At 68.9% G+C, this 6,041-nt stretch carries 2 protein-coding genes; both read right to left on the bottom strand.

Annotated elements, in window-relative coordinates:
* Nucleotides 1–2,826 (bottom strand): arabinosyltransferase domain-containing protein (locus ACRDUX_RS27985; RefSeq protein ID WP_526418625.1); only part of this gene is annotated, 2,826 nt, incomplete at its 3' end.
* Nucleotides 2,823–6,041, bottom strand: a 3,219-nt coding sequence (locus ACRDUX_RS27980) for an arabinosyltransferase domain-containing protein (protein ID WP_526418623.1), incomplete at its 5' end; no start/stop codon positions are given. The genes ACRDUX_RS27980 and ACRDUX_RS27985, both read right to left, overlap by 4 nt.

Here is a 6,041-nt window from a genome sequence, read left to right as displayed (position 1 = left end):
GTACTGCTGGAGGGACTTCAGCTCGGGGACGCGCGGCGGGGTGACGGCGATCCAGTCGCCTGGCGTCAGCGACAGGTCCTCGGCGACGATCCGGACGGACGTCGCATCGGCGGGGATCAGCGAGCGGTCGAACCGCAGGTTGCGCCACGACGGAATGGGGCCGATGTCGTAGGGAGCGACGCGGCCCGCGGCAACGGGAGTCCCGTCGGGACCCGTTCTGGCGTACTCCAATTCGACGGCCTGGCCGTCGGTGCGTCCGTTGAACACGCTGTCGCCGGTGATGCTGCCCGCAGCGGTGACGACGACCAGAGGATGCGCGTCGTCGGCGGCGGGCAACTGGTACCACGCGGAGCTCAACCGGCTCTGCTGTTGAGCCGGACCGCCCACGTAGGTTCCGGCCAGCGGCACCCGCTTGGGGTCGAGACCGTAGGGCAGCGGAACCGTCGACCCGTTGACGCCAGGGCTCGACAGCTTGACCGGCGCGGCCCAGTCGTAGTCGGTGCCAGGAGTCGGCAAGTCGTTGCGAATCGCCTCTGCCACGATGTGTTCCGGCACTCCGTTGGGGGTGAACCCGACGGGGCCGACACCGCCCAACGGGCCCAGCGGTCCGTAGTTACCCGGCAGCGGCGCCAGGAAGCCCGCATTGGTGTCGGGCTCGACGAGCACGTCGTCGGCCAGCCCGCAGCCGCCGGTGAACGCCTTGAGGTTGGACGACGCGTTGGAGTAGGTCGGGTATTGCCGCACCACGCCAGCGAGCATCGACCCGACGAACACCACCACCATGAGGCCGGCAGTGATCGGAATCGGCGCGGCGGTCACCAGGCGCGCCAGCCTGCTCTCGGTGCGGTCGCGCGCGAAGTGCAGCCAGAACGCCCACAGTGCGGCAATTCCGAACAGTGCGAAGAAGATGGTGCTGACGGTGACGCCGCCGACCTTCGGCATCGCGTTGTTGAACGGGACGCCGTAGCTCGAGACGTACCACCAACCGTTGGTGCTGGAGAACGTCAGGGCCAGCACGAACAGCACGCCGGCGGTCAAGGCCATCCGGTTGCGCGCCGAGCGCAGCACGACCCGCGATACCAGCACGGTGGCGACCGCTGCCATCGCGGCACCGACGGCGGCGAACAGGCCGAAGTGATGCACCCACTTGGTCGGCGTGAACATCAGGAAGAACATGGTGCCGAAGATGATGCCGACGAGGCGCCACACCGGGCCGCGGGCGACGCCGGGAATCCGCTTGCGGCGCAACATGATGAATAGCGACGAGAAGAGGCTCAACGCGGTGATGAAGAAACCGAATCGGCGCGAGAGCGAACCGTCGACGGTCGGCAGGAACAGGTAGTAGTAGCGCAGGTTCTCGGTGTACCACGCCTGGCTCGGACCGATGGCGGTGCGAATCCTGGTGGCTTCCAACACCGTTGCAAACGTCTGGTCGGCGAAGACGACCGTGAGGATGATGGTTCCCGCGGCAAGGAGCGGGAGGACCAGCGGCCACGTGCCGACGACGCGGCGCCTGCGCACCAGGATGCGCAGCAGGGGCCGACCACCGGCCAGCAGCGCGGCGACCGCGATCAGGCCAGTCGGCTGGATGCCGAGGGTGAAGGCCGCAGCCGTGATCGCCAGCGCGGCAGGGGTGAGCCGACCCGAGATGATCGCGCGCTCGATGAGCACGTAGGTGATCAGCGCTCCCGTGGCGATCTGACCCTCGGGCCGAAGCCCGTTGTTGAATGGCATCCACGCGGCGAGCAACACCAGTCCTGCGGACCACATGGCGGCACGACTCGACGCCACCGCGGGCCCGAGCCGGGGCAGCACCTCGCGCGAGAGCAGCAGCCAGCACACCAGCGCACAGATCAGGTCTGGCAACCGCATCCAGATGCTGGCGTCGCTGACGTGGGTCATCAGCGCGAGCAGGTTGTAGAACCAGCCGAACGGATCCTCGGGGCTGCCGAACCACCGGAAGTAGTTGGACATGTACCCGGCCCGGTCGGCGACGCGGGCCATCTGAAGGATGTAGCCGTCGTCCGACGAGTTGGCGCCGATGACGTGCCAGAGCAGGAACCCGCCGACCACGACGACGTCGACGGGCGTGAACGTCCGCCAACGCGACGGGATCACCCTCTGCATGCGCCTGCCATCGAGCTGGTCGAGGCGCCACAGCGCGACGAGCGCGATGACGGTGGCGACCATGGCCAGCAGCATCGCGCCGAGCTTCGCGGCCGTCGGTTTGGTGGTGAATCGGGTGTCGATCGTCGCCGAAAGTGAAAGCCCCTGCGGCGCAGGCCCGGTCAAATCGGTGAAGACACCGACGAAGTTGGGCCGCAGGTTGGGGTCGGCGAATCCGGTGCGGAGCTCCTTGCCGGTCTGTGGGTCGCTCATCCCGACGAACGTCGCGAAGGTGCCCGTATCGCTGGACGTGATCTCGATGCTCGAACATCCCGGCGTGCCAGGGGAACCGACCACCTTGGCTCGCGGAACACTCGCGACCACCACGTTGCGGTCGGTGACGTTGACGCGGGTGCTGCTGACGTTGACGAACAGCGCATTGAGCGCTGCGTCCTTGGCGTCGGCGGGTGCGGTGCCGAGCACCATCCCGCCCGCGGGTGGCATGGTGCTGATCAGTTCGCACGGCACGGTGACCGACATGGTGACCGGCGTCAGGGTGATCAGCGGCGCAGTGACGTTGGCGAGCTGCCCACCCTGGGGCCAGTTCACCGTCGCGGTCGTCTGCACGACGGGAAGCAGCGGCGTCAGCACCGACAGCACGAAGCCGATCAAACCGGCGATCATCGCCACCCAGCGGGTGGTCTTGGCGTCCGATCTCATGAGTCAGTTTCCAATGGCAGGGCCCGGATGGGGCCGCGGCGCGTCCAGCCAAGAACCGTCTCGGTGCCCACCTCGACGGCGACCTTGGGGGCGGCTGTCGCGGGCACTATCCGGTCGTAGCGCTCGATGGAGCCCCAGTCGCGATACCAGTCCCCGCTCAGGTACGTCGGCACCGTGGCGGTGCGCAGCAGGGCCTGGATGTAGAGGAAGGGCCCACCGTCGTCAGCGGACTGCCATTGGTTGGACGAGACGACGACCTGCTTGGAGTTGGGCAGAATCCGGTATTCGGGGAGCTCGGCGATGCCGAGGTGCTGCGTCGCCGGGTGCTGGCACGGGAAGTTCGCGGCCGACGCGATGTCCATCAGCACCGGTGTCGTCGACCCGAGGAACTCACTTGCGGTCTGCAGCACCGGCACGCGGGGCGGTGTGAACGCGAGCCACTGGTCGGTGGACAGGTTGGGGTCGTCGGCGACGATGCGGGCGACGTTGGCCTCCGGTGGTGCCCAGGCCAGCGGGAAGCGGAGGTTGCGCCAGGCTCGCTGCGGCGTGACCGGGTCGATGGGCTGGACTTCGGCCAACGGACGGAAGCTGCCGTCCGGGTTGCGCACGCCCCATTGGAGTTTCAGCGACTGGCCGTAACTGAACTCGCCCTCCTCGTCGGTGGACCAGATGGCGCCCGCCGCGGTGACGGTGACAAGGGGCCGATCCGGCGTTCTTGGCGGCAGCTCGTACCAGGCCGACGTCGCCCTGGCCGCTGCGGTGTTCTCGCTATAGCTGCCCATCACGGGGGTGCGCGCCGGGTCGAGCCCGAACGGAAGGAACACCCGCGATCCGTTGATGCCGGCGGGACCGTAGCCGCCGCCGGTGCCCGCCGAGAACCCGATGCCGACGTTCGGCTTGTCGGGCGATCCCGGGGAGTTGACGGTGCCGGGGTTGGCGGTGACCGGCTCGGGCGGCAGAAGGGTGTCGCTGACGCCGTTGGGCGTGAAACCTTGGGGATCGGTGCCGCCGAGCGGGCCGTCCGGTCCGAACTGCTGACCCGAAACAGGTTGCAGGAGGCCGGCATTCGGGTCGGCTTCGACGAGGACGGCGTCGGCCATCGCGCAGCTCGCTCGGCCGGTGAGCGCGTCGACGTTGGCAAGGGCGGTCGTGTAGTTGGGATAGCGGGCCGCAGCGCCCTTCACCATCGACCCGACTTCCAACAGCACCATCAACGTCGCCACCACCAGCAACGGCGTCGAGGCCAGCACCCGGTTGCGGCGCGTGTTCGCGACCTCGACGTGCCCGGTGTAGTCCATCCGGAAGTGCAGCCAGCCGGCCAGCAGACCGGACGCAATCGCGAGCACCAGGAACATCGTCGTCACGGGTTGCCCCGCGAGCACCGGTTGCTTGTCGAACCAGGGCCCGCCGGAGTTGCCGACGTAGAACCAGCCGTTGATGCCCGAGGTCGCCCAGGCCAGCACGAACAGCAGCGCGGTGACGTACAGCGCGAGGTTGCGTCGGCTGTGCAGCCCGACGCGGGAGAACGTGAACGCGGTGACCGCGCCGAGCGCTCCACCGAGGCCCGCGAACGCCCCGAACTGCACGGCCCACTTGGTGGGGGTGAAGGTCAGCAGCAACAGACCGATGGCCGTCGTGCCGATCAGGCGCCACACCGGACCGCTGACCATGCCCGGCAGATTGCCGCGGCGCAGCACCACCGCGAGGATGCCGAAGAGGCACAGCAGCAGGATGAGCACCGAGAAGCGTCGGGTCAGGGATCCGTCGACGCTGTCCTCGACGGTCAGGAAGTAGTAGCGGAGGAACTCCTGGTACCAGGCGATGGTCGGGCCGACGGTGTACTTGATCCTGGCGGACTCGGCGACGGTGGCCAGCGTCTGGTCGCGGAAGACGATCACGAAGAGCAGTGACAGTGACGCCGCGTAGGTGGCCAGCGGGGCCAGCAGTCCGGTGCCGTCCTCGCCGGACCGCCTGGCGCGGACGATCCCGGCGATCGAACGGGCGCCGACCAGAAGCGGCGCGATCGCGATCAGCCCCTGTGGCGCCAGCGTGGCGCTGAACATCGCGACGATGATCGCGACGGCGGCGGGCCAGAGCCGGCGCGTCCCGATTGCGTACTCCACCAGAACCCACGTCAGCAGTACGCCGAAGGCGATGAGCGGTTCGGGGCGCAAGCCGTTGTTGAACGGGAGCCAGCTGGCGAGGAACACGGCGGCGCCGGTCCAGACGGCCACTCGGTTCACCGCCAGCCGCCGTCCCAGCCGGGGGAGCACCCAGCGACTCAGCAACAGCCAGGTCGCCAGACCCGCCAGCAGCGCGGGCAGGCGCGTCCACACTCCGGTGGCACTGATGGCGGCGAGGTGCGCGAGCACCGACTGGTACCAGTCGAACGGTGCTTCGGTGGCGCCGAAGTAGCGGTAGTAATTGGCCACGTAGCCCGCGTCGCCGGACACCCGCGCGATGGTCAGGTTGTAGCCGTCATCCGACGAGATGGCGCCGACGACGTGCCACAGCAGCAGGGTGCCGATGACCGCTACGTCGGCCAGCCAGGTGGCGAGCCCGACTCGCCAGAACCTGCGCCACGCACCGTGCACCCGGCGGCCCGCGCGCCTGTCCAGCACGGCGAGCGCCACGATCGACGCGATGGTGGCCAGCACGCCGAGGACCATCAGGGCCGTCTTCAGCGTGGTTGGGGAGGTGATGAAGCGGGTGTCGACGTCGATGCGGGCGGACAGGCCGGCTTGGGCCGGGACCTTCAGCTCGGTGAAGACGCCCGCAACCTGCGGCTTCTTCTCGGGCGCCAGGGTTCCGGTGGCGCCGGGGATGCCGACGAAGTCAGCGCCGACCCCGCCGACGTTGGCCCAGATGTGCAGTGCGCTGCACGCGCCCGAGTCGACGGCCTGTCGTGGTGCGACGGCGGCCACGGAGTCACGGAAGGCGACGACGACGCTGTCGGTGGTGGCCCGCACGAACAGGCCGTTTCGGGTGGCGTCGATGCCGCCGTCGGGGATCGTCGAGAACACCACCCCGCCCGCGGCGGGCAGCGTCGAGACGGCCTGGCACGGAATGGTGACGTCGAGGGCAAGGGGTGCGCCGGACACCAGTGGCGCGGTCACGTCGGTGATCAGCCCGTCGGGCCCGACGCCCTGCGGCCACAGGATCGTGGCCGTCGTCTGCCGGACGGGCAGCAGCGGGGTGAGCAGGCAGAGTTGGAG

Origin of the sequence: Mycobacterium sp. (assembly GCF_050701675.1) — a bacterium.
Classification (GTDB): Bacteria; Actinomycetota; Actinomycetes; order Mycobacteriales; family Mycobacteriaceae; genus Mycobacterium.
This window is presented reverse-complemented; position numbering and strand designations above follow the sequence as displayed.